The sequence below is a fragment of the Streptomyces sp. NPDC051963 genome (genome assembly GCF_044593495.1).
Taxonomy (GTDB): Bacteria; Actinomycetota; Actinomycetes; order Streptomycetales; family Streptomycetaceae; genus Streptomyces.
Genome location: NZ_JBIUCC010000004.1, coordinates 359,972 through 385,476 on the forward strand (window position 1 = coordinate 359,972; position 25,505 = coordinate 385,476).

Annotated in this window: 20 protein-coding genes; 8 read left to right on the forward strand and 12 right to left on the reverse strand. The window is 71.7% G+C overall.

The features are described from left to right. Positions 1-34: 34 nt before the first annotated feature. Together ACIHFB_RS18350 and ACIHFB_RS18355 are read right to left on the reverse strand one after the other, a co-directional pair. Entirely contained in the window at positions 35-481 is a 447-nt protein-coding gene (locus tag ACIHFB_RS18350) for an ATP-binding protein (protein WP_365274326.1), read from the reverse strand. 377 nt (positions 482-858) lie between these two features. After that, positions 859-1,467, reverse strand: a complete 609-nt coding sequence (locus ACIHFB_RS18355) for a hypothetical protein (RefSeq protein ID WP_365274329.1) — start codon at positions 1,465-1,467, stop codon at positions 859-861. Between the two features lie 173 nt (positions 1,468-1,640). Here ACIHFB_RS18355 and ACIHFB_RS18360 point away from each other — a divergent pair, with 173 nt between their 5' ends. After that, positions 1,641-3,044 (forward strand): helix-turn-helix domain-containing protein, encoded by a 1,404-nt coding sequence (locus tag ACIHFB_RS18360; RefSeq protein ID WP_400127331.1) that lies wholly within the window; start codon positions 1,641-1,643, stop codon positions 3,042-3,044. A 7-nt stretch (positions 3,045-3,051) separates the two neighbouring features. On the opposite strand, the gene ACIHFB_RS18365 is transcribed toward ACIHFB_RS18360, so the two are convergent. The 3 genes from ACIHFB_RS18365 to ACIHFB_RS18375 form a co-directional block, all read right to left on the reverse strand. Then, entirely contained in the window at positions 3,052-3,705 is a 654-nt protein-coding gene (locus ACIHFB_RS18365; RefSeq protein ID WP_400127558.1) for a DNA alkylation repair protein, read from the reverse strand. Between the two features lie 93 nt (positions 3,706-3,798). Further along, positions 3,799-5,367: a protein phosphatase 2C domain-containing protein gene (locus ACIHFB_RS18370; protein WP_400127332.1), complete on the reverse strand. Its 1,569-nt coding sequence runs from the start codon at positions 5,365-5,367 to the stop codon at positions 3,799-3,801. Positions 5,368-5,560: 193 nt separating this feature from the next. Further along, a complete protein-coding gene (locus ACIHFB_RS18375) occupies positions 5,561-9,247 on the reverse strand; it encodes a S8 family serine peptidase (RefSeq protein WP_400127333.1) in 3,687 nt (1,228 codons plus the stop codon). 204 nt (positions 9,248-9,451) lie between these two features. Between ACIHFB_RS18375 and ACIHFB_RS18380 the strand changes: the two genes are divergently transcribed. The 3 genes from ACIHFB_RS18380 (at position 9,452) to ACIHFB_RS18390 (ending at position 11,512) form a co-directional block, all read left to right on the forward strand. After that, entirely contained in the window at positions 9,452-10,441 is a 990-nt protein-coding gene (locus ACIHFB_RS18380) for a helix-turn-helix domain-containing protein (RefSeq protein ID WP_400127334.1), read from the forward strand. Positions 10,442-10,477: 36 nt separating this feature from the next. Next, on the forward strand, positions 10,478-10,960 hold the full coding sequence (locus ACIHFB_RS18385) for a DUF456 domain-containing protein (protein ID WP_365274344.1): 483 nt from the start codon (positions 10,478-10,480) through the stop codon (positions 10,958-10,960). Positions 10,961-11,140: 180 nt separating this feature from the next. After that, complete coding sequence (locus ACIHFB_RS18390; protein ID WP_365274347.1) at positions 11,141-11,512, forward strand: PPOX class F420-dependent oxidoreductase; 372 nt, start codon at positions 11,141-11,143, stop codon at positions 11,510-11,512. A gap of 108 nt (positions 11,513-11,620) precedes the next feature. Here ACIHFB_RS18390 and ACIHFB_RS18395 read toward each other — a convergent pair whose 3' ends face one another. The 7 genes from ACIHFB_RS18395 to ACIHFB_RS18425 form a co-directional block, all read right to left on the reverse strand. Further along, a complete protein-coding gene (locus ACIHFB_RS18395) occupies positions 11,621-12,100 on the reverse strand; it encodes a methylated-DNA--[protein]-cysteine S-methyltransferase (protein ID WP_365274349.1) in 480 nt (159 codons plus the stop codon). Beyond that, positions 12,097-13,473 carry a DNA-3-methyladenine glycosylase 2 family protein gene (locus ACIHFB_RS18400; RefSeq protein ID WP_400127335.1) on the reverse strand — a complete coding sequence of 459 codons (1,377 nt, stop codon included), beginning with the start codon at positions 13,471-13,473 and terminating at the stop codon, positions 12,097-12,099. Before ACIHFB_RS18400 ends, ACIHFB_RS18395 begins: the two co-directional genes overlap by 4 nt. A gap of 63 nt (positions 13,474-13,536) precedes the next feature. Next, entirely contained in the window at positions 13,537-14,628 is a 1,092-nt protein-coding gene (rsgA, locus tag ACIHFB_RS18405; RefSeq protein ID WP_400127336.1) for a ribosome small subunit-dependent GTPase A, read from the reverse strand. A 255-nt stretch (positions 14,629-14,883) separates the two neighbouring features. Then, a complete protein-coding gene (locus tag ACIHFB_RS18410; RefSeq protein ID WP_400127337.1) occupies positions 14,884-16,392 on the reverse strand; it encodes a cellulose binding domain-containing protein in 1,509 nt (502 codons plus the stop codon). A gap of 185 nt (positions 16,393-16,577) precedes the next feature. Further along, positions 16,578-17,324, reverse strand: coding sequence for a hypothetical protein (locus ACIHFB_RS18415; protein ID WP_400127338.1), 747 nt, complete (start codon positions 17,322-17,324; stop codon positions 16,578-16,580). Next, entirely contained in the window at positions 17,321-17,893 is a 573-nt protein-coding gene (locus tag ACIHFB_RS18420) for an RNA polymerase sigma factor (RefSeq protein WP_400127339.1), read from the reverse strand. Before ACIHFB_RS18420 ends, ACIHFB_RS18415 begins: the two co-directional genes overlap by 4 nt. Positions 17,894-17,956: 63 nt before the next feature. Beyond that, positions 17,957-19,276 carry a radical SAM protein gene (locus ACIHFB_RS18425; RefSeq protein WP_365274365.1) on the reverse strand — a complete coding sequence of 440 codons (1,320 nt, stop codon included), beginning with the start codon at positions 19,274-19,276 and terminating at the stop codon, positions 17,957-17,959. 162 nt (positions 19,277-19,438) lie between these two features. Here ACIHFB_RS18425 and ACIHFB_RS18430 point away from each other — a divergent pair, with 162 nt between their 5' ends. The 4 genes from ACIHFB_RS18430 (at position 19,439) to ACIHFB_RS18445 (ending at position 25,491) form a co-directional block, all read left to right on the forward strand. Next, positions 19,439-20,683: an FAD-binding protein gene (locus tag ACIHFB_RS18430; RefSeq protein ID WP_400127340.1), complete on the forward strand. Its 1,245-nt coding sequence runs from the start codon at positions 19,439-19,441 to the stop codon at positions 20,681-20,683. A 203-nt stretch (positions 20,684-20,886) separates the two neighbouring features. Then, the gene (locus tag ACIHFB_RS18435; protein WP_400127341.1) at positions 20,887-22,134 is read left to right on the forward strand and encodes an ROK family protein; all 1,248 of its coding nucleotides are present in this window, start codon (positions 20,887-20,889) and stop codon (positions 22,132-22,134) included. Positions 22,135-22,145: 11 nt separating this feature from the next. Then, positions 22,146-24,002, forward strand: coding sequence for a glycoside hydrolase (locus tag ACIHFB_RS18440; RefSeq protein WP_365274373.1), 1,857 nt, complete (start codon positions 22,146-22,148; stop codon positions 24,000-24,002). 226 nt (positions 24,003-24,228) lie between these two features. Then, the gene (locus ACIHFB_RS18445) at positions 24,229-25,491 is read left to right on the forward strand and encodes an ABC transporter substrate-binding protein (RefSeq protein ID WP_400127342.1); all 1,263 of its coding nucleotides are present in this window, start codon (positions 24,229-24,231) and stop codon (positions 25,489-25,491) included. The last annotated feature ends 14 nt before the right edge of the window (positions 25,492-25,505 follow it).

Genomic DNA, 25,505 nt, shown 5'->3' on the forward strand with positions numbered 1-25,505 from the left:
GGTACGGCCCGGGGCCGTACCCCCTGACGCTTTGTCATACGGCTCCGGCGTCGAGTTCGAACCACACCGCCTTCCCCACCCCGTGCGGCCGTACGCCCCAGGCGTCCGCGAGGGACTGCACCAGGACCAGGCCCCTGCCGTGCGTACCGTCGTCGGCGTTCGGTACGCACAGTCTGGGCCTGCGGGCCACGAAGTCCCGTACTTCCACCCGTAGTCCACGGGGCCCGACCACGGCCGTCAGGACCGCGTCGTGATCGGTGTGGACGAGCGCGTTGGTGACGAGCTCGCTGGTGAGCAGCTCCGCTATCTCCGACCGCCCCGGTTTTCCCCACTGACCCAGCAGCTCGCGCAGCGCCCTGCGTGCCTCCGGCACCGCCTTCAGGTCCGCGCGTCCGAGTCTGCGCCGCAGCTGCGGCGGCTGCGCCGTGGCGCCGTCGGCCTGTTCCTCCACTGTCCTAGCCGAGGAGGCCCCGATCGCCATGGGACCGCCCCCTCGTGCCTGCCTCTTCATGACCCCCGCCCGCGTGCCGATGTCGGTTCCCCTCCTGCCTCGAACACGTTCACGGGGATCCATGCCCGCTAGGGCACTCGACAGTCATGTGGAATCGTCAACGACCGGATGTTCGGCCACGGGTGCGGGGGTTCCGGCGGTGGATGAGGGCTGGTGGAGGGCCCCTTCGACGCGCCGGGCGGTCACGGGAGGGGAGGGAGGCCGGGTCGGAGGTCGGCCCAACTACCGACTGCGCTCTGCCGATCCCGCCGTACTCGACGAAGCCGTGAGGCAGTTGGGCCCGGACACCTCCCCAAAGCCGGTGAATCTGGCCGGAAATCGCCACTCCCGGCCGTTGTGGGTCTTCGTCAGTGGAGCTTGGCGACGGCGGTGACGGTCGTCTTCTTGAAAGCGGTCACCGGTGCGTCGTCGAAGTCCCCCAGCTGCGACCACTCCACGACCGTGACGGTGCGTCCGTCCCGGCCGACCGAGAGGAGGTGGATGTCCGTCGCGCCCCATGAGGTTTCGGTGTGCAGGCCGTGGACGCGGGCGCCCTCCTCGACGGGCAGCCTGCCGTAGTCCTGGTGGACGGCCTCGGTCTCCGGGTCGCGCTGCTCGATGCGGGTCGGGCAGGACCGTATGTCCGCGTCGAGGCGGGTCGCGAGGGCCTTCGCCTTGGCCGCCGTGCCCGTGACGATCGTCATCTGGCGGGCGCCGGTGTCCAGTTCGGTGTGGAAGGCGCGGTAGCGGGAGTCGTAGCCCGGCAGCGTGTCCTCCAGGCACAGCAGCAGTTCCGCCGGGACGCCGTCGGTGACCGGGCCGGCGGTCCAGGAGGACGACGGGTGCGGCGGCAGGTCGGCGGCCGAGAGGAACCCCGTGGCGGGTGTCGCGCCGGCCGGTGCGGCCAGTACCGAACCGAGCGTGAGGCCCGTGAGGGCGAGTAGGGTGAGCGCGCCTGCTCGGGTGGGCTTGTGCATGGGTGTCCCCCGTAGTCGAGTCCTGGTCGGTGTGGCACCAAGAGCATCTGCGGTCACGGCAGGGGGAGGCAACCGCCGGCGCCCCATCGGCGACGGTGGAACCATCCCACCCCGTCCGACGTGCAGGTACAGGGGCGCCTGGGACGGCGTCCCGGGAGGGGAGATACGGGGGAATGGTGCCGGAAGAGGACGACGTCGCTCAGTTCGCGACGCTGCTGAGGCAGTTGAAGGCTCGTACGGACCGCAGTTACGGTGCGCTGGCCCGCCGTCTGCACATGAACACCTCGACCCTGCACCGCTATTGCGCGGGCGAAGCGGTCCCGCTCGACTTCGCCCCCGTGGAACGCTTCGCCGCCCTGTGCGGGGCGTCGCCGGAGGAGCGACTGGAGCTGCACCGGATGTGGCTGGCCGCGGTGGCGGCCCGACAGCGCTCCGCGGGGAAGGCCAGGACGACCGAGGCGGACGGTACGGCGGGAGCGGCGGCGGCCGGTGGTGCCGCGGACTCCCTGGCAGCGGACGGTGTCGCCGCGGAGTCCCCGGCGGCGGACGCCATGGACTCGATGGACCCGACCGACACGGCCCGGGATCCCGCCCCCGCTTCCCACTCCGCCGCTCCCCGCACCCCCTGGTACCGCCGCCGGCGCATCACGGTCGCGACGGCCGCCGTGACCGCCGCGCTGCTCGCCACCCTGGGCAGCCTCGCCGCTCTGCCGGACGGGAGCTCCGCGGTGAACGGCAGCGCACAGTCCGCGGGCCCCGCCGCCCCGACGTCGTCCGACGCGCCGAAGAGCCCGTCGGCGAAGTCGCCCAGCCACTCCCCCGGATCGGCCACACCGACCCCGTCCGCCGGCGGCAAGGCGACGACGTCCGCACCGCCCGGCCATGGCGGCGGCGCCCCCTCCGGCGACGACCCGTCCGGCGGTGGCTCCTCCGGCGGTGCGCAGACACCGAGCGGCACGGCCGCCGTGCCGCTCACCTGGACCGCCAACTCCCATCAGTGGGCGCTCGGTTGCGCGCACGACTACATCGTGGACAAGGCGCCGCAGCAGGTCCCCGCGCCGCCGGTGTCGCAGGACGCCGCGAACTGGGCCAGGGAGCTCGGGGCGGTGCACGGGCGGGAGCAGCTGGTGGAGATCTCGGTGCAGGGGCGCGACTCCACCGCCGTGGTCCTTCAGGCGCTGCGCGTCCGGGTGGTGGGCCGCGGCGAGCCCGTCGCCGGGAACGTGTACTCCATGGACCAGGGCTGCGGCGGATCGCTCTCCCCGCGCTACTTCGACGTCAACCTGGACATCAACCGGCCCATCGCCCGCCCGGTCGACGGCGGCGACGAGAACGGCCCGATCCCGGCGGTGCGCATGCCCTACCGGGTCTCCTCCGAGGACCCGGAGGTGCTGCTCGTCACCGCGACGACCCGGACCTGCGACTGCCGCTGGTTCCTGGAGCTCGACTGGTCCTCCCAGGGCCGCTCCGGAACGGTCCGCATCGACGACCACGGCCGCCCGTTCCGCACGAGCAGCATCGAGGGCCTGCCCCACTACTGGTACTCCGAGCTTCAGTGGGTCCCGCGGACCGACTGAGCGCCCCTCACGGCACCGTCGCGCCCTGCTGTCGCCGCACCATCTCGGTGATCCAGGCGGGCGCGAACGGTGACGTGCAGCCCGGGGACGTCGGGTAGTCCTTGAGCACCTCCAGGCGCTCACCGATGTCGAGGGCACGGGCTCTGTGCTCGGCGTGCTCGATCCCGATCCGGGCCAGGCAGTGGTTCATCGCCCACTGCAGGCGGTCCGGGGCGTCCTTCATCTGAGCCTCGATGATGTCGAGCAGCCCTGGCAGGTCGAGGCCCTCGGGCTTCTTCGCGACCCGTTCGGTGGTCAGCGCCCAGCCGGCACTCGCGACCACCGGATCCGGATCGGCGGACCAGGCCGTGCGCAGCTCCTCTGAGTGCGGGCTCTTCTTCACCACGTAGTTCACGAGCCAGTCGTGCACCTTGGGTGCGCGCGCCTCGCGCACCATGGCGTCCAGCTCGTCCCGCTCGAACGCCTTCGGGCGGCAGATCAGGAGCGCGAGCAGTCTCGCCGCGGTGTCGTCCGTCCGCCAGAGCAGGCGCGCGAGTTCCGCTTGCGTCTTCAGCCGCTTCGCGAGCGCGCGCAGCTTGCCGAGGTTCACACCGTGATCGTCACCGTGCCTCTCGTTCACCGCGCGTACCTTCGGGTCCTCGAGCGCGGCCAGCTCGGCCATCACCTCGGCCACTGTCGTCCCGTTCGGTGTCGTCCCGGCCACCTCGGCCTCCTGTCCATCGCGTGTGAGAGGTCAGCCTACGAGGCCCGTGTGTCACTCTTCCCAGACGGCGGCGGCCGTCCGGTCGTCGGCGTATCCCTTGACCCGGGTCTGGGTGTCGGCGAGGAAGGCGGCGAGACCGGGCGGGGTGGGGCCCGACCAGCGGCCGGTCAGGTACGCGCACAGTTCGGGTTCGCCGCGCAGGGGTTCGGCGAGGCCTCCGGTGCACATCAGGAGCGTGTCACCGGGGCGGGCGACGGAGGCGCGGAAGCGGAAGGGTTCGCGGGGCGGTTCGAGCGCGGGTTCGTACGGGCTCGGGGGTGTCGGGATGCCCAGGTCCATGGTGAGCCGGTCGCCCTCGGGGGTCTCGTGCGGGAGCGAGCCGAAGCCGACGACGGGTTCGCCGGTGATGTCGCCGATCTGCGGCTCGATGTCGTGCCATGCGCCGTCCCTGAGCCGGAACAGTCCGCCTGCGCCGACGCCGAAGAACACGCGGGTACGGCACTCGGGGTCGGCGGGCAGCAGCAGACAGCGCAGGGTGGCCGCGTACTCCTCGGGGTCGATGCCCTGCTCGGCGGCGGTGGCGCGGAGCTTGCCGAGGCTGCGGTCGGTGAGCCGGTGCAGCCCGGACTTCAGATCACCGCGCCGGGCGGCCCGGATGTCCTCGCCGAGCCGGGCATGGCTGCGTCCCACGGCCCGCCCGATCCAGTGGCAGGCCTCGGCGGCCGCCCGGTGCGCCCCCGGTGTGGCGCGGGCGCCGGTCGCCATCGCCACGAGGACCAGCGCAGCGTCGCCGCTGCCGAACCGCGCCATGAGCAGCGAGTCGCGCCGCGGCTCGCCCCGGTACCGCGCGGAGTCCCCCCGCACGGAGACGGCCCGCAACGAGCAGGTCCCGTACCGCGCCCCGTCCAGCACGGTGTCCGCGACCAGATCGTCCAGCTCATCCGGATCGGCCGGGGGCAACGCGGTGGGTTCGGCGTCGTAGGTGGGCGGTCCGGAGCCGACGTAGTCGAGGGACGAGGACGGGGTTGCAGGGAGGTCGACACGGGTGGGCGCGGCATGGCGGGCCTGCGGCGACGCGGCAGGGGCTTCGGTGCCCGGGTCGGGGAGGCGCGGGGCCGCGGAGTCGGCTGCGGCACGGACCGTGGCAGGCGGCAGATCGTCGTCGGGGTCCGGGCGGAGGGCGTCGTCGGAGGCGGGCGGAGTGCCGGGGGTCAGCGCCGGTTCCGGGGGTGTGTCCTCCGGTGTCCAGGACGCCGGGGTGGTCGTGGCCGGTGTCTCCGTCGAGGTGCGGGCGGCACCGGTCGTCGGGGGCGGCTCTTCGGTGAAGCCGGGTGGCTTGGGTCCCGGCGGGAACGTCGCCGTGGGCGGAGGTGCGGTGGGCGGGGACTCCCAGGGGGCCCGGTGCCGTCCCGGGCCTCCTGTCGGTGCGGCCCCGGCGCGCGGCTGAGGGACCGCCACCGCCGACGCGCTGCCGTCGCCCACCGCCCCCGCCGCCGAAGCGAACCGGTCGTCGACCGAGTCGGGCTCGGGCGTGGGGCCGGTGTCGTCGGTGGAGTCGTTGTACAGCTGTCCCCACCAGTCGTCCTCATGACCGGTGGGACTTCCCCCCTGCTGGCTCATGCCCCCAATTGTCCACCGCACGGGCCGGATGAAAATGGGGCATCGGGAAAATCCGGTGCCCGTCCGCGCCACGTGTGAAGTCGCCGGGCGATCCCACCCCCCACGGGAGAACCGCCCGGCGACGCCTGTCGCGCCCGTAGGGGCGCGGGGCTCTATCGACATGCGGCTCCCGCCGCGTGTGCGCGACCGGCGCTCAGCGCACGTCGTACGCCCGGGTCACGGTCTGGGTGACCGAATTGCCGTTCGTGTCGGTGAGCCGGGCCCTGAGTGTGACCTGCCTTCCTGAAGCTCCGCTGTGGTCCACCATGGCATTCCAGCCACCGTCGCCGCGCTCGGTGGGCGCCTCGGTCCAGGTCTCCCCGCCGTCGTAGGAGTAGTCCAGTCGCACGGAGGTCGGCTCGCCGGGCTCGTAGCCCGCGTGGCCGGTCACCGTGAGTCCGATGCGCAGCCCGTCCCGCGCCGGGAGCGTCTTGAGCCCGTCCTCCGGCAGTTCGTAGCGCGGGAAGAGCAGCGGGATGCCCTGGGAGGGGATGTCCTCGTCGAGGCCGGAGCGGAAGGACCAGGTCGTCGTCGTGCTCGTCGACCGGTTCCACACGCGTGCGGGCGGGCCGACCTTGGTGGTGTTCAGGCTGAGTTCGTACGACGACTCCTCGGCCGGGACCTCGAACACCCCGAAGGGGTAGGGGCTTTCGCCGATCGTCTCGCCGTCCTGTTTCAGCACCATGTTCCCGATGTCACCGAAACTGCCCTGAATTCCCTGGTGTCGGGCATCGCCCCAGAACCCGGGCGCCGCACCGATCAGGTTGCCCTGCCGCTCGGCGGCGAGCGCCTGCTCCCCGCTGTCGTCGAGCGGGGCGACCGGCGAGACGACCCCGCCGTACCACTCCTCGGTCCGCCGCTCGCCCTTCTCGTACGTCCGCACCGGGTCGATCATGAACTCGCCCCACGGGAAGCTGCTGGACACATCGTGGCCCCAGCCGGTCGCGCCGGCCGAGTGGTACTCGGTGCGGGTGAAGGGCGCGGGCACGGTCTCCAGGTCACCGAAGTAGCCGGACAGTCCGCTCGGCCGGGTCATGGTCATCAGGTCGATGTAGTCGGTGGGCGTGCCCATCGCCCGGTACGTCGCCGTCGTCGCCGCCAGTTCCCTGTCCCGCACGCCGTAGGTGCGGTCACCGTGGATCGGTCCCGTCTCCGGGAAGGCGAGGCTGTAGACGTACGGGCTCTTGGCCGTGGCCTTCCAGCGCAGGGTCACGTCCGTCGCCGCGAGCAGGGCCTTCGCCTCCTCGGCCGGGATGCCGAGGACGGGCAGCGGACCGCCGGTGAAACCGGCCGACGGGTACCAGCGGCCGGGCTCCTCGCGATACCCGAGGACGGCGACCGCACCGCCCGCTTCCGCCCGCGCCGCGATCTCGTACGCGCTGCCGCTGTCCGGCAGCCTGACGAGCGCGATCTTCCCTTCAGCGCCTGAAAGCTCCTCCTCCGTACCGGACTTGGCGTCGAACAGCGATGCCTTGCCCGTGCCGTCCAGGTTCGCCGAACTCGTCGACGCGGTCACCGGATGCAGCGAGCGCCCGCCCACGACGGCGAGTTCGGTGATCTGCGGGGCCGCCGCGCGCCAGAAGCTGTCGAACTCGAAACTGCCGTCGGTGGCCCGGCCGTCGACCGAGGCGTAGTAGCCCCGGACGGTCCGGTTGCCGACCGCGGTGCCGGCGTGCAGCCAGGTGTCGTCCCAGCTGCGTGCGAACCCGAGGGTGGTGGCCCGGATCTCGGACGGCTTGTCCGTCCGCACGCTCAGCCGGTGGGCCTTGCGGGCGTCGAGCACGACGGTCGTGTCCTTGCGGATCTCCAGCTGCGGACGGGCCAGGTAGGAAAGGGAGTTGACGAGGGTGCCCTCGGTCTCCGACGTGGTGATGAAGCTGGAGAGGAAGTAGCTGCCCGGGCGGATCGCGTACGTCTGGTCCCTCGCGCCCTCGTTGAACCGCCGCTCGCCGCTCGCGTCGTCGGTGCCGATGACGTCGACGGAGGAGGCGCCGTCGGCGGGCCTGCCGAGACGGTCGACGAGCTTGACGCGCAGGGTGACCGTCTCCGGCTGGACGTACAGGGAGAAGGGCGTCGAGACGGTCACGCCGTCGGCCGTTGCGAGGACACGGCCGGTGATGTCGCCGTACTGGGCGCGCTTGAGGCTCGCGGTCGGGTCGACGGCGAGCGGGACCTCGACGGTCCTTCCCGCCGGGACGGTGACCGAGCGGGCCGTGAGGCGGGCGATCGACGAGCGGACGGTGGAGCCGTCGTTGCCGGTTACGGCGGGCATCGACAACGTCAACTCCACCGCCCTGTCTGTGGTGTTGGTGTACGGCACGGTGACCGTCGTACGGTCGCTCGGGTCCTGCGGCCAGTTGAAGGTGCCGCCCTGGACCGCGGGTGCGCCGAGCACCGGCTGGTCGATCGCGGTCGCCACGTCGAGGCGTCCGCCGCCCGTCTCCCGGACGTCGCCGGGGATGTCCGCGTCGGCCGAGGAGACCAGGGCCGCCTTGATCTGCTGGGCGGACCAGTCGGGGTGGCGCTGCTCGACCAGCGCCGCCGCGCCCGCGACATGCGGCGTCGCCATCGACGTACCGCTCATGGACCGGTAGGCGTAGACGCCGCGGCCGCCCGCGTTGGCGGCGGAGATGGAGACGCCCGGGGCGGTGATCTCGGGCTTGAGGGTGTGCGATCCGTACACCGGGCCGCGGCTGGAGAAGGAGGCCGTGGAGTCGTCGCGGTCGACGGCGCCGACGGTGAGGACGCTCGGGGCGCAACCGGGTGAGGAGACGGTGTTGTTGCCGGGTCCGGTGTTGCCGGCGGCGATGACGAACAGGGTGTCCTTGCTCGACTCGGCGAGTTCCTCGGTGGCCTGGGCCATCGGGTCGGTGCAGTCGGTGCGGGCCGGATTGCCGAGGCTCATGGAGACGACGTCGGCGCCCTGGTCGACCGCCCACTGCATGCCGGCGATGATCCAGGAGGTCTCGCCGTAGCCGTAGTCGTTGAGGACCTTGCCGTTGAGGAGGTCGGCACCCGGCGCGACGCCCTTCTTCCTGCCGTCGCTCGCCGCTCCCGTGCCACCGACAGTGGAGGTGGTGTGGGTGCCGTGGCCGTCGCGGTCGGCCGCGTCCTCGGAGTCGGTGAAGTTCCGCGACGCGGTGATGCGGCCCTTGAGGTCCGGGTGGTCGGCGTCGGCCCCGGTGTCGAGGACGGCGACCTTGGTGCCCTTGCCGTCGTAGCCCGCGGCCCAGGCTTCGGGGGCGTGCACCTGCCGGGTCGAACGGTCCAGGGTGGCCTGCACCTTGGCGTCGAGCCACAGCTTCTTCACGTCGCCCTGGCTGACGTCCGCCCAGAAGTCGGCGCTCTTCGCCTTGTCCGTCCTCAGGGCCACGCCGTCGATGGGGTCGAGGACGAGTTCGCGTTCGGCGCCGCGGGGCGTGGCGGGGACGCCGCGCGCCATGGACCGGTCGTACGTCGCGATCAGCGGGAGCGTCTCGGTGTGCGCGTCGTCGTAGCCCTGGCGGACCAGGCCGGTGACGTTGAAGAGTTCCTCGTCGACGCGGCCGGCGGCGAGCTCCTCGATCGCGCTCTCGGGATAGACGTACAGGTCGTCGCCGGACCGGCGGGTCTGGGTGATAGGGGTCGTGCCGTCCGGGCCGGGCAGGGTGACGGCCCCGTCCTTCGTGACGAGGACCCGGTCGCCGGTGACGAGGGTGACGACGGATCCGGTGCCGGGGGTGGCCCGGCTGCCGGTCAGCGGTCTCGGCTCGTCGGTCGCGTGCGTGGGCACGGCTGTGGTGACGGCCAGGACGGCGGCGGTCGCCGCCCCCAGGGCCGTACGCCGTATGACTCTCCCCAAGATCGCCTTCTTCCCGTGCGGCCGCCAGCCCGCGGACGTTTCTGTGCAGGCCGAGGAGGCCCAATACGGGCAATGCGGACGGTGGTTGATGCTGCGGTGGCGTCACCTTGGCAGAGTGGCGGGTGGTACGGCGATGATGTGCCGAGGCGGGTTTGCGCCGTGGCCGGTTTCCGCCACGGGGTCATTGGGGAGGGACGGCGCCGCATGCTGGCAGCGATAGGCCTGGACGAGACGCACGAGTCGGCGTACCGGGCGCTGGTGTCCGTGGGCGCGGCCGACGTGCCCGATCTCGCACGGCGGCTGACGCTCGGCGAGTACGACACCGAGCGCGCCCTGCGCCGCCTGGAGCGGCACGGACTCGCGGCCCAGTCGCCGGCCCGGCCGGGGCGCTGGGTCGCCGCGCCGCCCGGGGTGGCGCTCGGCGCACTCCTCACCCAGCAGCGGCACGAGCTGGAGCAGGCGGAGCTGGCGGCCGCGCTGCTCGCCGAGGAGTACCGGGCGGCGGCCGCCGAGCCCGCCGTCCATGACCTGGTCGAGGTGGTGACCGGGTCGGCCGCGGTCTCCCAGCGGTTCCTCCAGCTCCAGCTGGGGGCGAGTCAGGAGGTGTGCGCGCTGGTCACCGGCAACCCGGTCGTGGTCACCGGCACGGAGAACGGCGCGGAGGAGCAGGCGGCCGGGCGCGGGGTGCGCTACCGGGTGGTCGTCGAGCGGTCGGTCCTCGATCTGCCGCACGGGATCACCGAGTTGTCCGCCGCGCTCGGCCGTGACGAGCAGGTGCGGATGGTGGACCAGGTGCCCACCAAGCTGGTGGTCGCCGACCGGACGCTCGCGATGGTGCCGCTGACCTCGCAGACCGCGGAGCCCGCCGCGCTGGTCGTGCATGCCAGCGGGCTGCTGGAACTGCTCTGCGGGTTGTTCGAGTCGGTGTGGCGGGACGCGCTGCCGCTGCGGATCGGCGCCACCGGTGTGTCGCAGGATGATCCGGACGGTCCCGACGGCACCGACCTGGAGATCCTCTCCCTGTTGCTGGCCGGCCTGACCGACGCGAGCGTGGCCAAGCAGCTCGATCTGGGCCTGCGGACCGTGCAGCGCCGGGTGAAGCGGCTGATGGAGCTGAGCGGGGTGTCGACGCGGCTCCAGCTGGGCTGGCATGCCTACGAGCGGGGGTGGGTGGCCCGGGAGCGGCAGGGGTGACCTGCGCTTTCTCCTGCGCTCCGGCACCCTGGACAGATGGGAGTCCTGGACCTCCTGCTGGTCGGCCTGGTCATCCTGCTCGGCCTGTGCGGAGTGCTGGTGCCCGGGGTGCCGGGGTCGTGGCTCGTGTGGGCCGCGGTCATGTGGTGGGCGCTGAAGGATCCGCAGCCCGTCGCCTGGTGGGTGCTCGTGGGCGCCACCGTCGCCCTGTTCCTCTCCCAGGTGGTCCGCTGGGCCCTGCCGCCCCGACGGCTGCGCGCGAGCGGCGCCACGCCCCGGATGGGGGTGTACGCCGGTGCGGGCGCGTTCCTCGGCTTCGTCCTGATCCCGGTGCTGGGCGCCGTCCCCGGCTTCATGGCCGGGATCTACCTCTACGAACGCTTCCGGCTGGGCGGCCACGGCGAGGCGAGGACGGCCCTGCGCACGGCAATGCGCAACGGCGGCTGGAGCGTGCTGGCGGAGCTCTTCACCTGCCTGCTGATCTTCGGGGCGTGGCTGGGCGCGGTGCTCTGGGGCTGACGCACCGGATCCCCGTCGCAGCGGCGGCGACCGGCCCGACCTCACCCGTCAGACCCGTACGGCCCAACGGGGACGCGCCCCGCTGGGGGCCGCCCGGCACGCAAGAGTGACCGGGCGCCGGCCGGTTCTGCGGCCGCCGATCCGATGCGCCCGGTGCGGACGACGTGCTTGGCTGCCGTCATGGCGGAATTCACCGAGGCCGAACGCGCGTATCTGAAGACCCAGCGGCTGGGGCGGCTGGCCACCGTCGACCCGCAGGGTCAGCCGCAGGCGAACCCGGTCGGGATCTTCCCGCAGGACGACGGCACCATCCTGATCAGCGGCCGGGCCATGGGCACCACCAAGAAGTGGCGCAACCTCCAGAAGAACCCGAAGGTCGCCCTCGTCGTCGACGACATGATCAGCGCCCGCCCCTGGAAGGTGCGCGGCGTCGACATCCGCGGCGAGGCCGAACTCCTCGTCGGCCCGCACGACCTGGGCCCGCACTTCAGCGAGGAGGTGATCCGCATCCTGCCGCGGCGGATCCACAGCTGGGGGCTGGAGGAGGGCTGAGCAGGCCCGATGAGGTCCGGTGCGGTGTCGCGCCCCGTAAGGGGCGCGGGGAACTGCGCGACCAGCCCCCACCGGCCAGCAGCCGACGAACCGCCTGTCCAGCGAAGCTCAGAGCACGCCCTCCAGCGTCAGCAGCCGCACCTTGCGTTCGAGGCCGGCCGCGTAGCCCGTGAGGGAGCCGTCCGCGCCGATCACTCGGTGGCAGGGGCGCAGGACGAGGAGCGGGTTGGCGCCGATCGCACCGCCGACGGCGCGTACGGCGGCGCGGGACGCTCCGATGCGGGCGGCGATCTCGCCGTAGGTCGTGGTGGCGCCGTACGGCACGGAGTCGAGCGCGGACCAGACCCGCTCCCGGAACTCGGTGCCCTCGGCGCGCAGCGGCAGCCGGAACTCCTTCAGGTCGTCGGCGAAGTAGGCGGCGAGCTGCTCCTCGGCCTCGCGGAACGGGCCGGGGTCGTGCCGCCAGCCGTCCTGGACGGTGCGGCCGCCCTTCTGGCCGGGCATGGAGAGGGAGGTCAGTGTGGAGTCGGGGTCGGCGGTGAGGAGGAGGGGGCCCAGGGGGCTGTCGAGGGTGGTGTAGTAGGTCATCGTTGCTCCGACTCCCCTGCTGCGCGCAGGTGTTGTAGTGCGTAGGAGCGCCAGGGGCGCCAGCTGTCGGGGACGTCCGTGCCGGGCACGGCCACGTCCGGGTCGCCGAGGGCACGGGTGCGGATGACCGCGACGGTGCGGGCGTCCATCCCGGGCAGGTCGAGCAGCACGTCCTGCGCCTCGTCCCGGTCGGCGCCGGGGTCCAGTCGCAGGGAGCCGTCGGCGAGGGCGGCGGCGAGCGCTCCCAGGGGGCCGTCCGGTTCGGCCTGGGCGAGGACAGCGGGTTCGGGGAAGACATGCGTGAGGCTGCCGCAGGGCGCGTCCAGGGCCTTGCCGTAGCGCCGTACGAGCCCCTCGGCCGCCGTACGCCCGACCAGCGCCCGCACCGCCAGCTCCTCCGGATCGGCGGCGCCGGGCGACCGCAGCCCGGGGCGGGCGGCGACCAGCGGGGCGAGCCGCGGATCGGCGCCGAGCCGCTCGTCCACGGCGTACGGATCGGCGTCCAGGTCGAACAGCCGCCGCAGCCGCTGCACGGCCGTCGTCAGATCGCGCAGGTCGGTGAGGTGCAGCCGGGCGTCCAGCCAGCCGCCGGGCCCGGGGTGCGGGAGTCCCGGCCGCTCTTCGACGGCGACGATCCCGGTGCCGTACGGAAGGCGCAGGGTGCGCCGGTACGTCCGCCGCCCGTGCGGTCCACCGATGTCCTCGACGCCGGGGACGGCCTCGTCCGCCAGCCGGTCGAAGACGGCTTCGGCCTGGTACGGGCCCCGGTGCGCGAGGCGCAGCGGGACACCGGCCGTCGGGGTGGCCGTACAGCCCTTGGGCGCGGACGCCCGCAGTCCGGTGGGCGTCGCGGCGTACACGGCCCTGATCGTGTCGTTGAACTGCCGCACGCTGGCGAACCCGGACGCGAACGCGATCTCCGTGACCGGGAGCGAGGTGGTCTGGAGCAGGACGCGCGCGGTGTGCGAGCGCTGGGCGCGGGCCAGTGCGACCGGCCCGGCGCCGAGCTCGGTGGTGAGCTGCCGCTGGACCTGCCGCGCGCTGTATCCCAGCCGTACGGCGAGCCCGGCGACTCCCTCGCGGTCGACCACGCCGTCCCCGATCAGCCGCATGGCCCGGCCCACGACGTCCGCGCGCACGTTCCACTCGGCCGACCCCGGCACCGCGTCCGGCCGGCACCGCCGGCAGGCCCGGAAACCCGAGCCCTGCGCGGCGGCGGCGGTCGTGAAGAAGCGGACGTTGCGGCGCTTGGGGGTGACGGCGGGGCAGCTCGGGCGGCAGTAGATGCCGGTCGTCTCGACGGCGAAGAAGAATTCGCCGTCGAACCGTGCGTCCCGGCTGCGGACCGCTTCGTACCTGGTGTCTTCGTCCATCACATGTTCCAGTCTCCGCCGGTTCCGGGGACGGGGCTGGCGGAAATCGGACGTCGAGACAACCTACTGCCAACGGCCTCGCTTCGCCTCCATCGCCGCCCTCCCCTCCGCTCCCTTGCGCTTGAAGTCCTTGCGGATCTCGGCCCTGACCCGCGCATCCGTCTTGGCCACGATCCGCTGGTTCTCCCGCAGCAGCTTGCGGTAGCTCTCCAGCCGCCGCACCGGCAGCTCCCCGGAGTCGATCGCGGCCAGCACCGCGCACCCCGGCTCGCTCTCGTGCGCGCAGTCCTGGAACCGGCACCGCCCGGCCAGCTCCTCGATCTCGGAGAAGACCTGCCCGACGCCGGTCTCGGCGTCCCAGAGCCCGACGCCCCGCAGCCCCGGCGTGTCGATCAGTACACCGCCGCCCGGCAGCACCAGCAGGTTGCGGGTGGTCGTCGTGTGGCGGCCCTTGCCGTCGGCGTCCCGCGTGGCCTGTACGTCCATGACGTCCTCGCCGAGCAGTGCGTTCGCGAGGGTCGACTTGCCCGCGCCGGACTGTCCGAGCAGCACGGACGTACCGCCGGAGGCGACCGCCGCGAGCACATCGAGCCCGGCGCCGTCGACGGCGCTGACCGGCACCACCGGCACACCAGGCGCCGTGGTCTCCACGTCCTGGACGAGATGGGCGAGGGTTGCCGCGTCCGGCACCAGGTCGGCCTTGGTGAGGGCCACGACCGGTTGCGCACCGGACTCCCAGGCCAGCGCCAGGAAGCGTTCGATCCGGCCGAGGTCGACCTCAACGGCCAGCGACACGGCGACGATCGCGTGGTCGACGTTGGCCGCGAGGATCTGCCCCTCGGACCGCTTGGAGGAGGTGGAGCGCACAAAGGCGGTACGGCGCGGCAGATACGCCCGTACGTAGCGGGGGTTGCCGCCGGGTTCTACGACGGCCCAGTCGCCGGTGCACACGACCCGCATCGGATCGTGCGGGGTGACGAACGCGGTGTCGGCGCGTACGACCCCGTCGGCGGTGACCACGTCGCACTGTCCGCGGTCGACCCGCAACACCCGTCCGGGCAGCAGCCCTTCGGACGCGTAGGGGGTGAATTCGTCCTCCCATGCCGCGTCCCAGCCGTAGGGAGCGAGAGCGGAGAAAACTGAGGTGGAAGTCAAGGGTGACCCTTCAATGGGCGGCCCCGGCACGCGCACTCGGACGCGAGAGAAGGAAGGTCAGCCGGCGGCCACGGAGGTGGACTTGACGGTCTTCTGGATGCGGGCAGCGCCCATCTCAGTGACAGCCATCGGTCAACACCTCCCGTTCTCGCTCGCCGGACAAAGGCGCGCCCGGCAGGCCGCGCCTTTCGATGGTGGCAACTCTAGCTCCGCCCGGTGGCGGTCCGTCAACGCATTTTCCGTCAGGGCCCGCGATCAGGCCTTCGTGCAGCTGTGTCCGTTCAGCGTGAAGTCGTACGCCGGTGAGTTCTTGCCGCGCCAGGAGGAGATGAAGCCGAAGGCGAGGGAGCCGTCGGCGGGGACGACCTTGTTGTAGTCGGCGGCGGTGGCGGTGACGCGGCCGCCGTTCTGCGTGAAGCCCGCGTCCCACATCTGGCCGACCTGCTGGCCGTCCTTGAAGGACCAGGCGACGCGCCAGGTGTCCAGGGCCTCGACGGTGGTGACGGTGACGGTGGCCTGGAAGCCGTCGGGCCACTGGTTGACCAGGTCGTAGTCGACCTGACAGGTGGCCGGTTCGCTGGTCTCGGGGTCCGGTTCGCCGTTCCCGGGGTCGGGTTCGGTGCCGCGGGCGGTGGACGAGGTGGTGCCCTGGGGTTCCGGGTCGGAGGCCGGGTGCTCGGAGCGGTCCGAGGCAGTGGTCACCGACGGCCCGGGCGACGCGGTCGCCGAGTCCGAGGGCTGCGCGGTGACGGGCGGCGTGGGGGCGCCGGGGTCGGCCACCGGCTGGCGGTCGGAGCCGTCGGTGGGCGCCGCGGCCCCGTCGTCGGTGGCGCCGCCGGGCAGCATCGACACGGCGAGTGCCAGCAGGGAGACGAGGACGGCGGCGACGAGCAGGCCGCCCCGCAGGACACGCGCCTTGTGCGCGCCGGGGTTCGGGGGTCCGTCCATGTCCACCAGGTCCGGACGCCCGGCGCCCAGCCGTACCTCGGCGGCTCTGCGGCGGCGCTCCAGATAGGCGAGGCCGCCCCAGCCGATCACACCGCTCGCGAGGGCGGCCGGCAGCCCGCCGCCGTGCAGCCGCAGACAGGCCGCGGCCTCCGCGCAGTCCACGCACCGGGCGAGGTGGCGGGAGAGGTCGTCCGGGGTGTCGGCGAGGGGCGAGCGGGTGACCGCGTCGAGCAGCCGGGCGTAGCTGCGGCACTGCGCGGCCATCGGCGTGTCGATGTGGTTGCGGTGGCAGCGGTCCCTGAACAGGACCCGCACCTGGTCGAGTTCGTCGGACACCGTGGCCGGGTCGAGGCCGAGCCGCCGGGCCACGATGGACAGCGGCACGGCCTCCACCTCGGCCAGCCACAGCAGCGCCGCGTCCGGTTCCTGCATGTCGCGCAGACCGCGCAACGCGATCGGGCGCTGCAACGGAGGGCCCGTGTAGCGGGCGGCCTTCTCGGAGTTGAGCCACAGCCGCAGCTCGGGGTCGAGCTTGTGGCCGTGGCCGTCGGTCTCCCAGGCCGCCGCCGTGGTGCGAACGGCGGTCAGCAGCAAGGGAATCCGGGGCAGTCGGGCCGAGCGGCGGCCACTGTTCCGGGTCGGGCCGGTCTCGGCGGCGCGGGCCTCGCGGACGCCGAGTGCGAACGCCTCCGTGGCCAGGCGGGTGGCCGCCACGGATCCGGCCGTGCACAGGTCGGCGTACGAGAGCACGGCGTCCCAGCACTCGGAGAACAGCGCGGCCTCGGCGGCATCCTGGGGGGTCGGCAGGTCGGGCATGGGTCTCCTGCATCACGAGCGAGGTCAACTCACCATGTTGGCAACGGAGTTGGGGGGAACCTCGCAGCAGAGCACGAGCCTTTCACGTTCCCCACACAACTGACAAGCGCGCTATTCAAATCCCCTGACCGACGAATGCGCGGTCCGGCTCCCCTCTGCCGGACCGCGCATCCCCCCGTCCCGGATCAGTGGCGCGACTGCTCCACCGCCACGACCCGGCCGTCGACGTCGAGGTACTCCGTCCGGTACAGCTCGATCCACTCCTGGTTACTACGAGAGTCATACGGAAGGAACGCCAAGAAGTATCGATGCGGACCGACATCGATCGGACCGGTGACCCGGCCGCCCTCCCAGGTGACCCGGACACCGACCGCTCCCCGCGGCGCGCGGCCGTAGACCGTGACCCAGTCGGCCAGCGCGTTCATGTCGACGTCGGACCAGGTCGTCGGCGTCTCGCCGTACTCGCCGCCGCGGCCGCACGACGACCAGCCCCCCTCCTGGCGATCCCCGTGACGGTCGAGGACACGGACGAACTCGCATGTCCCACCGGACGGGTTCGGCGCCGACCAGTACTGCATGCGCACACCGTCCGGTGCGGTGCCCGAGAACAGCATCTTCGCCCGGTCGGTGTCGGGCGCGAGCCCTTCGGAGCCGGGTCCGTGACCCGTCCGGTTCAGCCCCCAGACCACGTCGTCCGGGATGACGCCGGTGGCTTCGGCGGCCAGTCCGCCGGCGCCCAGGACGGCGACGACCGCGACGCCGACCACCCAGTGCCGCCGAGGGGGGCGGTAGGACCGCGGACGTCCCTCGCCGGCCAGGATGCGGGTGAGCACCGCCGGGTCCGGCCGCTCCTGTCGGGTCACCGGGTCCGCCGGGCCCAGCAGTTGCCGTACGCGCTCCTCGACTTCCGTTGTGTTCCGGTGAGTTCTCATGCCCGTTCCCCCTCCAGCAGAGCCAGCCGCTCGACGGGCCCGCGCCCTGTCAACTCCCGTTCCAGTCGCTGCCGTGCGCGATGCAGCCGTACCGCGAAGGTGCGTGTCGAGCAGCCGACCACCCGGGCCGCGGCGGCCGAGTCGAGGCCGTCCCAGCCGACGAGCCGCAGTGTCTCCTGGTCGCGTTCCGACAGCGCGGCGAGCGCCTGGCGCACATGCAGCGCCTCGACCACTCCCCCGGCGTGGTCGGGTGCCGCCGGCGTCGCGGGTGCCGTACGTCCGAGGCGTGCGGCCAGCCGACCGCCGCGCCGTTGCCCGCGCTGCACGTTGGCGAGGATGTTGCGGGCGACCGCGTACAGCCACGGCAACGCCTCGTCGGGCGTGGCGGGCACCTTGTCGATCCGGCGCCAGGCGACCAGGAAGGTCTCCGCGGCCACGTCCTGTGCGGTCTCCGCGTCGCCTGCGCGGCGCCGGGCGAAGCTCAGCACGCGCCCGTAGTGCGCCGCGTACAGCGCGCGGAGTCTCTCCTCACCGTCCGGTTCCGTCTCAGGTGTTCCGTCCTCCGGCACACCTGCCCCCTTCCGTCCGCGATCCGTTGTGACACCCCCCTATGTCCGGACGCGCGGGACGGATTACACCTCGGCCGGATCCTGTGCCGCGAGGCTGTCCATGAAGGAGCTGACGGAGAACACCGCGCGGCCGGGTCCGGGCGGGCCGTATCCGGGGGGCGAGGACAGGCCGAAGTCGTCCATGGTGGCGCGGTAGGCCTCCAGGAGCCTGATGTGGTACTCCAGCGGGGCGCCCTGCGGGTTGGCCTTGCCGAGCGGGGTCGTGGGCTCGGGGCACCAGGTGGTGAACCGGGGCGTGATGCCGTGCGACATGAAGAAGCGCAGGCCCTCGGTGGTCGACGCGATCGCCTCGTCGACCGTGGTGAAGCCGAAGGGCTCGGCCATCTCCACACCCGCGACGAAGTTGGGGATCACATTGCGCGCGCCGAAGATCTCCGCGGAGTCGAGGATGCGCTTGTGCCACTCGTCGCGGCCGACGTACCGCTCCTTGCCCGGGCAGTGCAGCTTGAACAGATACTCGTCCCACACCTCGTAGTTGGGGTGGTAGATCTGCACGCCGTAGTCCTTGAAGCGCTGTACGTCGTCCTTCGGCAGCGCCTGGGCGACGACCTTGCCGATCCAGCGGCCCGGGAAACGCTCCTCGATGGCCTTGGCGTAGTGGCCGTAGAAGTCGGCCTCGTCGCGCCCGGCGACGGTCTTGGTGATCGCACCGCCGGTGAGGGTGTAGGCGGTGGAGGTCTTCGCGGTGTCGTACCGGTCGATGATCTCCAGCGCTTCGAGGACCTCTTCCACGTCCTTGACGCCCGTGTACGGCCGCCCGGCCGCCTTGTGCTGGCGCCAGTTGTGGTTGATGTCGCAGTACTGGCACTCCTCCTTGGCGCCGAAGTACTGGCAGACCCGGAAGACGGTCAGATAGATCAGGTAGCCCCACTGGATGGTGGGGGCCACCTCCATGACGGACTTGCCGCTGGCGAGCTTGTGCCGGTAGTACTCCGGCATCGGCGGCACCCCGACGTCGGAGATCCGCCTGCCGTCGAGGTAGAGCCCGAGCATCCCGTCCTCGTCGGCGGCCACCCGGTACGGCGACGACGGGTTCACGCGCACGGAGACGACGGTGCGCCGCAGGTCGTACGGCCCGCCGGTGAGGATGATCTCCTCCGGCGGGCGGCGCAGCGCGGCCTCGCCCAGCTCGGGCAGGGTGCCGTGGTCGAAGGAGAAGATGAAGTACGACTTCGGCTTCACCTCCCCGCCTTCGTTGTCACTCAGCGCGGAGGGGTCGAAGGCGACACCACCGCGCAGGAGGTCCTCTTTGAAGACGGCCTCCCGCGGCACATGGGGAAAGCGCTCCATCAGATCCTCGACCAGCGCGGTACGGCTGCCCATCCCGTGTCTCCTCCCGGCTCAGGCGTTCGACTCCTCACGGTATGCCCCGTCGGGGGCGCGGGTGGGGGCGGGGTGGCCCCGTGTTGTCGGCAAGGTAGTTTCCACCTGGGAATTCCTGGTTCTCGCATTCCTCGTTCGCGCATACCTCGGGAGGGCGACCGCATGGCCGAGACCGTGACCAACTGGGCGGGCAACATCACGTTCACCGCCAAGGAGCTGCACCGCCCGCACTCGCTCGACGCGCTGCGCTCGCTCGTCGCCGACAGCGAACGGCTGCGGGTGCTGGGCAGCGGTCACTCCTTCAACGAGATCGCCGAGCCGGGTGTCGACGGGGCGCTGGTGTCGCTGGCCGGGATGCCGGCCGAGGTCGACGTCGACACGGCGGCCCGTACGGTACGGGTGGGAGGCGGCGTCCGCTACGCCGAGCTGGCCCGCCGGGTCCACAAGCACGGACTCGCGCTGCCGAACATGGCGTCCCTGCCGCACATCTCGGTGGCCGGTTCGGTGGCGACCGGTACGCATGGCTCGGGCGTCCGCAACGGATCGCTCGCCGCCCCCGTGCGGGAGGTGGAGATCATCACGGCGGACGGGTCGACCGTGGTCATCGGACAGGGCGACGCACGGTTCGACGGTGCGGTGACCTCCCTCGGCGCCCTCGGTGTCGTCACCGCGCTCACCCTGGACCTGGAGCCGGACTTCGAGGTCGAGCAGCATGTCTTCACCGAACTGCCGCTGGCCGGGCTGGACTTCGAGACCGTGGCGGCGACGGCGTACAGCGTGAGCCTGTTCACCGACTGGCGCGAGCCGGGCTTCCGGCAGGTGTGGCTGAAGCGGCGCACCGACCAGCCGCTGCCCGACTTCCCGTGGGCGGCGCCCGCCGCGGAGAAGATGCACCCGGTGCCCGGCATGTCCGCCGTCAACTGCACCGAGCAGTTCGGGGTGGCTGGTCCGTGGCACGAGCGACTGCCGCACTTCCGGGCGGAGTTCACGCCCAGCAGCGGCGCCGAGCTCCAGTCGGAGTACCTGCTGCCACGGCCGTACGCCCTCGACATCCTGCATGCGCTGGACGCGATCCGTACGACGGTGGCGCCCGTGCTCCAGACCTGTGAGGTGCGCACGGTCGCCGCCGACACGCAGTGGCTGAGCCCGGCGTACGGACGCGACACCGTGGCCGTGCACTTCACCTGGATCGAGGACCTGGAGGCGGTACTGCCGGTGGTGCGGCGGGTGGAGGAGGCGCTGGACGGCCTCGACGCACGGCCGCACTGGGGGAAGGTGTTCGCCGAGGCCCCGCAGGTGGTGCGGGAGCGGTATCCGCGGCTGGGCGACTTCCGGGCGCTGGCCGGGGCACTCGACCCCAGCGGTAAATTCGCCAACGCCTTTGTGTGGGACATCCTGGCCGACTGAACCGGCGGGGACTTTCTCCACCCCCTTTCCTAACCCCTTGTCGAAAGTCCGAGCAGCCCATAGCCTTGCGCCGCGCCGGTGACGACGTCGACCCCGGCCCGGCTGGAAGGATGGGGCACCCCGGTGCTGCGTCCTCCCGGGGGACAACCCCCGGACCCCCGGCCGAAGCACCCGCACCGGCGCTTGTCAGCGAGGGGAGTTCGATGAAGCGCGGCACATCACGCGACATCCGCACCGCGAACCGCTACGAGGTGCTGCGCCAGATCATCGCCCAGTCCCCCACCTCCCGGCAGCAGCTGGCGGCCTCCACCGGGCTGAGCCTCGCCACGGTCGCCACGCTCGTCGGTGAGCTGCTCGACCTCCGCATGATCACGGAGGTCGGGTTCGAGGATTCGGCGGGGGGCCGGCCCCGGGGACTCGTGGCGGTCAACGCGTCGGGGGGCGCGTTGATCGGCGTCGACATCGCGGAGACGTACGTCCATGTCGAGCTGTTCGACCTCGCGTTGAACGTCCTGGCCCGCGCCGAGGAGGACGTCCGCCCCGGCGAGAGCCTGCCCGAGCAGATGGTCGGCCATGTCGCCGCCACCGTCGGTTCGGTGGTCGCGCAGGCCGGGATCGAGGGCGCTCGGGTGCTCGGCGTCGGGGTGAGCGTGCCGGGGCAGGTCGACCGGGCGACCGGTATCTCGGAGTACGCCCCCAACTGGGACTGGCACGACGTGCCGCTGCTCGACCTGCTCACCGAGCAGATCGCCTACCCCCTGTACCTGGACAACCCGCTGCGGGCCGGCGCGGTGGCCGAGCTGTGGTTCGGGGCCGCGCGCGGGCGCGGGGATGCCGTGGTGGTCAACCTCGGGACCGGGGTGGGCGCCGGGCTCATCCTGGGCGGCGGGCTGCACCGCGGGGTGAGCAACAGCGCCGGCGAGTGGGGCCACAACACGATCGTCCTGGACGGCCGGCTGTGCCGCTGCGGCAACCACGGCTGTGTGGAGACGTATGTCGGCGCGCCCGGAATCATGCTGAACCTAAGGGAGTTGAGCCCCGGCAGCACACTGCTGCACCCGGAGGACCAGACGGCCACCATCGCCGCGCTGGCCCGGGGCGTGCGGGATCACGACCCGGTGGCGATCAAGGTGGTCCGGGACACCGCCCGCTACCTCGGCGCCGGCATCGCCGACCTGGTCAACCTGTTCAACCCGGAAGTGGTCGTGCTCAGCAGCTGGGTCGCGGCCGCCCTCGGCGAGCCCCTGGTCGCCGAGGTGCGCGAGGCCGTCGGCCGGCACGCGCTGCCGCGGCCGATGGCCGCCACCGAGATCGTCCTCTCCCCGATCCCCACCGACCCGGCGTGTCTGGGCGCGGCGACGTTCGCGCTCGAAGGTGCACTCCAGTCCGTCGGGCAGAGGACCGCCAAACGCACCACCCCCGCAAGGAGCCGTACCGCACCACCTTCATGACGACGGAAGGGATGCACGTGACTCACCCCCGCACCACTCACCCCCGCAGGAGATCGGCCCTCCTGACAGCCGCAGCCGCACTCGCTGTCGCAGGCCCCCTGATATCCGCCCCGCCCGCGGGCGCCGCCGACCCGGTGGCCGCCGAGGTCTCCCCCTACGCCGCGCAGACCATCGACAACATCGGTGCGTCCGGCGCCTGGTGGGTCAACGACCTGAAGAACTTCGACCCGAAGGTCCAGGCCCGGGTGGCGAAGCTGCTGTTCTCCTCCGGCGGCCTCGACCTGAGCAACTACCGCTACAACATCGGCGGTGGCGGCACCTCGGTCACCACCCCGTCCCGCGCCCCCGAGGACTTCCGGAACGACGACGGGACGTACGACTGGAGCAAGGACGAGGGCGGCCGTACGTTCCTGTCCTACGCCGCGAAGTACGGCGTCGAGAACCTCGTCGCCTTCGTGAACAGCGCGCCCGCCGAGTGGAAGACCAACGCCAAGAGCTGCGGCGGGTATCTGAAGGCGGAGAACGAGCAGGACTTCGCGGAGTACGTCGCCGACGTCACCGACCACTTCGCGAAACTGGGCCAGAGGTTCGACTACATCAGCCCCTTCAACGAGCCGACGAACAGCTTCGCCGACTGCGGCCAGGAGGGCATGCTGGTCGATGTCGACCAGCGCGACGACATCGTGCGGGCGCTGGGCGCCGAGCAGGACGCACGGCGCCAGCAGACCGGCATCATCGCCGACGAGTCCACCAGCACGGTCAAGTTCAACGACGAGGTCCCCCGGTGGATCTCGCAGCCGGGCACGGCCCAGTACGTCGACAAGCTCGCCCACCACACCTACGACAACCCCAGCGACGCCAACCGGGCGCAGGTCTACGAGACGGCCAAGAAGGTCGGCATCGAGTCCTGGTCCACCGAGGACTGCTGCTTCGGCAAGGGCGGCACCGGCTGGGCGCAGGAGTACGACCCGACGATCGACGGCGGCCTGAACCTCTCCCGGATCATCTACAAGGACTTCGCGACCGCGCACGACTCGGCGTTCCACTGGTGGGTCGCCCTGTCGGAGATGATCGGCAGCGACCCGTACGCGAAGAACGACTCCGGCTGGAACGACGGCCTGATCTACTACGACCCCGACTACGCCACCAACGGCAACCAGACCCTGTACTTCACCAAGCGCTACTACGCGCTCGGCCAGTACAGCAAGTTCGTGAAACCGGGCTCGGTCGCGCACAACGTGACCGGAGCGCCCGACGGGGTCGAGGTGTCGACGTACGACCGGAACGGCAAGTGGGTCGTCGTGGTCAACAACCACAACACGACCGGCAGTTCGCTGAACCTGCACTTCAACACCAGGACACCGCTGCGGGCCACGCAGGCCGTGCGGACCTCGGCGGACGAGAACTGGGCGAAGGCCGCCGAGCCGAAGGTGAGCGGATCGACCGTCTCCGCCTCGCTGCCCGCCCGCTCCATCACGACGTACGTCCTCGACCAGAAGCGCCACGGCAGTTCGGCCGTCACCGGCGCCTGGCAGGGCGCGCAGTCCGGCAAGTGCCTGACTGCGGACGCCTCCGGGGCCGCGATCAACGCCTGCACGGGCGAGGACGCGCAGGACTGGTCGTACGACGCGAGGGGCGCGCTGAAGGGCGCGGGCGGCTATCTGACGGCCGGGAGTTCGGGCCTGACGACCAGCGCGGCCTTCACGGGTGACGCCGGTCAGCGCTGGCTGCTCAACTCCAACGGGCAGATCGTGAGCGAGGCGTCCGGTCAGTGCCTGGACGTCAGCGGACAGGCGACCGCCGACGGCAGCAAGGTGATCCTCTACCGCTGCGGCGGCGGGACGAACCAGGCCTGGTTCCGTCAGTAACCCTTCCTGATCGACGAGTTGGCGGGCCGCCGCGCGGCGGCCCGCCCCCTTCCCATGTCCGGCATTCCGAACGCCCCACAACGCTTCGAACAGGCTTCGTCCAACCCCTTGCCGAAGCCTTAGCCGAAGGTTAACGTCCCGCACCGCAAGCCGAAATGAGCCACCGGTTGAGCCACCGGCCGCCGGGCCGTGGAGCCGCAGCCGTACTCGAGACAAGGACGTCATCATGTCGGCACTGAGCAACAGCAACTGGGATCGCCGATCCGTACTGCGCGCCGCGATGGGCCTGGCTGCCGCGGGCGGACTGGCCGCATGCGGCGGCAACACCGGTCGGAGCGGGGGCGGTTCGGGCGACGCACTCGTCCAGTACTTCCACGCGTACGGCGAGGCGGGGACCGAGCAGGCGATCAAGAAGTACGCGAAGGCCTACGACAAGGCGAACGTGACCACGCAGTGGATCACGGGCTCCAACTTCGAGCAGAAGCTGTTCGCCGCGCTGCTCACCAAGAACGCGCCGGACGTCTTCGAGTTCCACCCGCAGATCCAGCTCATCAAGAGCGGTCAGGTGGCGGACCTGACCGACATCATCGAGCCGGTCAAGAGCGACTTCAACCAGGCCGACATCACATCGCACACGGTCGACGGCAAGACATACGGCGTCCGGATGATCGACGACCCGCAGTTCTTCTTCTACCGGCCCTCGCTCTTCGAGAAGGCGAAGGTCGAGGTGCCGACCACGCTGGAGGAGCTGCTCGAGGCCGCCGACAAGCTCACCACCGGCAAGGTCAAGGGCGCCTTCCTCGGCAGCGACATCACCCCGGTCCAGCACAACCTGATCTGGTCGGCCGGCGCCGACACCCTCACCGCGGACAACAAGGCCGCCTTCAACACGGACGCCGTCGCCGAGGGCCTCAAGCAGCTGCGCACCCTGTTCACCAGCGGCAACCTGCTGCTCGGCGCCCCCACCGAGTGGTGGGACCCCTCGGCCTTCACCCAGGGCCTGACGGCGATCCAGTGGTGCGGCATGTGGGCCATGCCGGCGATGCAGCAGGCGCTCGGCGACGACATCGGCATCTTCCCCTTCCCGAAGGTCGGTTCGGCCGGCAAGGAGTCGGTGTACAACGGCGGCTGGTCGATGTTCGTCAACGCCAAGGGCAAGAACGTCGAGGCGGCCAAGGAGTACGTCAAGTGGCTGTGGATCGACCAGAAGGAGTACCAGGAGGACTGGGCCACCTCCTACGGCTTCCACATCCCGCCGCGCACCTCCCTCGCGGAGAGCGCCACCAAGCTCAAGTCCGGCCTGCCGGCCGAGGGCGTGAAGCTCTTCAACGAGTTCGGGCACTTCGACAACATCGGCTGGACGCAGGCCATGATCACCGCGTTCTGGGACGTGATGGCCAACTCCGTCCGCAAGGACGGCGACCCCAAGGCCCAGCTCGACGCGTGTGAGAAGAAGGTCGACACCGAGCTCAAGAAGCTCTTCGGATAGGCCGACGGACGGAT